Below are 2,533 nucleotides of genomic sequence, written 5' to 3' on the forward strand. Positions count from 1 at the left end.
ATAATGTACAATACTTCCTTTGGCATAAGGTCGGTCGGTAAGTATGCGCGGGCCATGCAACCCAAGGGTGGCTCGATGTAACCGGTCCAGGAGTACCCGGCAGCGCTCACCGTCTGGCGGATATGCAGTAATGAACTTGCCCGATGCCAGTCTTGACATTGATGCCCCATTCAGGGCTGATACGGCTGAGAGCGTGCTTGCAAATTTAAACGAGCAGCCGGCCTCAAGCAATACAGGAGCCACCGTCTCCAGGACTCTCGGTGCTGAAGTGGGCGTCGCTGATACGTGTATCTTCCAGCCCTGCGACGGCGTGGGAGTGTGCCGACACATCACGTAGGTCCAAGGGTGGGATACGCTGATGCTCCAGCTCGACTGCGCCCCGTCAAGGAGCCTACGGATAATGGCCTGTAGTTCGCCGCGATCGTTTCCTCGCGGAATTACGTCCGATATTTCACTGAATTGATGGGCGTGACTCTTCATAGGTTACCCTTCCCTTGCAGAGGGAGAGGCGGGCCGGGTCGCCTTAGGGGACTATAGTGACGCTACAGGTGACGGCGCAGGTTATTCCGCAGGTCGCGAGGCAGAGCTCAACCGGATCACCCGGTGCGTCAGCGTAGCTTCCACCGTCCTCCGGCAGTGTCTGGAGGATGATGACATCCTCAACCTCTTGCGTATGATTCATGGCGGTACACCTCCAATACGGTTGTCCGCGGCCCGCCTCTGAGGGAGAAGCATTCGCGGTTTGAACTGGAAATCCTTCTTAACCTTCTTACTTGAGAGTTGAGAGACTGTGGGACGGGCGGCCATGTTACGGAACTCCGCAAAGAGGCCGCCGCGCGAGACGGAGAGCCCTTTTGCCCTCGCGGGAACACCCTACGCCGCGAAGGGAAACCCGCCAACCAGGCGGTACGAGTGGCGGGTGCATGGCTGCGCGTCGCCGTGCTGTGGCTGATCTTCCTGGCCACTCGCATCCGTGCCACCGCGACCCCCACCCGCGGCGCACTCCGGCATCCCAGTCGGCCTGTAGCCCCCCAACGGCCGCGAGCACCTCCCGCGCGATCCCGTGTCAAGTCCTGTCGAATTGTCCGCCACTTTGGCCGGTTGAAACATCCCCCACCCGGGCGGCGTGAAGGGCTCTCGAACAGGGCGCGGCCAGAACACCTGCACGCTTTTTCTCCCGCAGCCGGTAGCTCTCCCCGCGGATGTTCACGACGGTGGAGTGGTGTAGCAGCCGGTCGAGAATGGCCGTGGCGATGACGGTGTCATCGAAGATCTCACCCCACTCTCCGAAGGACTTGTTGGAGGTTGGCACAATGCTGCCGCGCTCGTATGGGGCCGACACGAGGTGGAAGAACATCGTGGCGGCCACGTTGTCGAAGGGCAGGTAGCCCATCTCGTCGATGATGAGGACCTTGGGGGGCGAGGTGGACCCGCATGCGCCGGCCGAGGCGGTTCTCGGCGCAGGCCCGCCGCAGGTCCTCGACGAGGGCGTGGGCGGTCACGAAGTAGACGCCGAACCCCTTGTCGGTGGCCTCAAGGCCTAGGGCCACGGCCAGATGGGTCACCATCACAATAGCGAATGGGTAATTGGCGGCGATACCCCGTTAGCTATGTGAGCACAGCGGAGCAAGACCCTGTAAATTCCAAGGCTACCAGCCAGGTCTCGCGCCGCTTATGCGTGATCAACGTAGACTCCAGCTTCCATCATCTCGGGATGCGCACGCAGGTAATCACGCAAGCGGACAAGCTGCGTTTCTGGGTCCTGATCTCGGTCAGTGGTGCTGACTCGGGCATACAGAGCCACACGGGTCTTCCGGCGACTCATGAGGTCAGCTCCCGTTGATCGTGGAAGTCAGCACTCTCTTCCAAGATGCGGCGGACACGCTTGCGGCTTGCCGCGAGAGTCGCCGCAATGCATGTGGCAGTGTGCCCATGGACCCGGGGCCGTCGGACATCGGCGGCCAAGCTCTCACGCGCTTTCCGCTCGAAGTCCCGGCGGCTCACCCAAGGGAGGCGATGCTCGAGGAACATGCGACGGACGGTACTCCAGTGGAGACCGTTCTGGTCCGCGATCTCTTTGAGAGTGAGCCCGTGGTGATGGAGCCGCCGTATTGCTTCGAACCGCGGCAACGGCTTCCGCCGGGTAGCGTCCCCTCAAGGTCAATGGTGAGAAACGATGTGATCCGTCTTGTCGCAACAGATGACCGTCGCGCAGCCGAGCGTCTCGACGGCGGGCAGCCGGCGCACGATGGCGTGAGCCCGGATCATCCGCTGGACGCCGAGCGCGAGGGCGATCGTCACGATCGCGGGGAGCCCCTCCGGGATCGCGGCCACGGCCAGGCCGACACCGGTGAAGAACATGAGGTACGGATCGCGGCCCTGCCACACGCCGGCGCCGAACACGGCCGCCGAAACGAGAAGGCAGGCGCCGACAAGGATCGCGCCGAGCTGTGCGAGCCTTCTCTGAAGCGGCGTCTCGGGTGCGGCGGCGCCTTCGATCATGCCGGCGATGCGACCCATCTCGGTTTCGCGA

Annotated in this window: 2 protein-coding genes and 2 pseudogenes; all 4 read right to left on the bottom strand. The window is 62.7% G+C overall.

Translation table 11 applies throughout. The features are described 5' to 3' along the window. Window positions 1-1,066 precede the first annotated feature (1,066 nt). Window positions 1,067-1,568 (bottom strand): annotated as a pseudogene (locus IRZ18_09660) (ATP-binding protein). A gap of 158 nt (window positions 1,569-1,726) precedes the next feature. Next, a pseudogene (locus IRZ18_09665) lies at window positions 1,727-1,825 on the bottom strand (resolvase). Then, window positions 1,822-2,130 carry a hypothetical protein gene (locus IRZ18_09670; protein ID MBX5477372.1) on the bottom strand — a complete coding sequence of 103 codons (309 nt, stop codon included), beginning with the start codon at window positions 2,128-2,130 and terminating at the stop codon, window positions 1,822-1,824. The pseudogene IRZ18_09665 and the gene IRZ18_09670 overlap by 4 nt, the downstream one beginning before the upstream one ends. A gap of 30 nt (window positions 2,131-2,160) precedes the next feature. Then, window positions 2,161-2,533: HAD-IC family P-type ATPase (locus IRZ18_09675; GenBank protein MBX5477373.1), on the bottom strand; the 373-nt coding region annotated here is incomplete at its 5' end.

It is taken from the genome of Clostridia bacterium (assembly GCA_019683875.1).
GTDB lineage: Bacteria > Bacillota > Sulfobacillia > RBS10-35 > Bu92 > Bu92.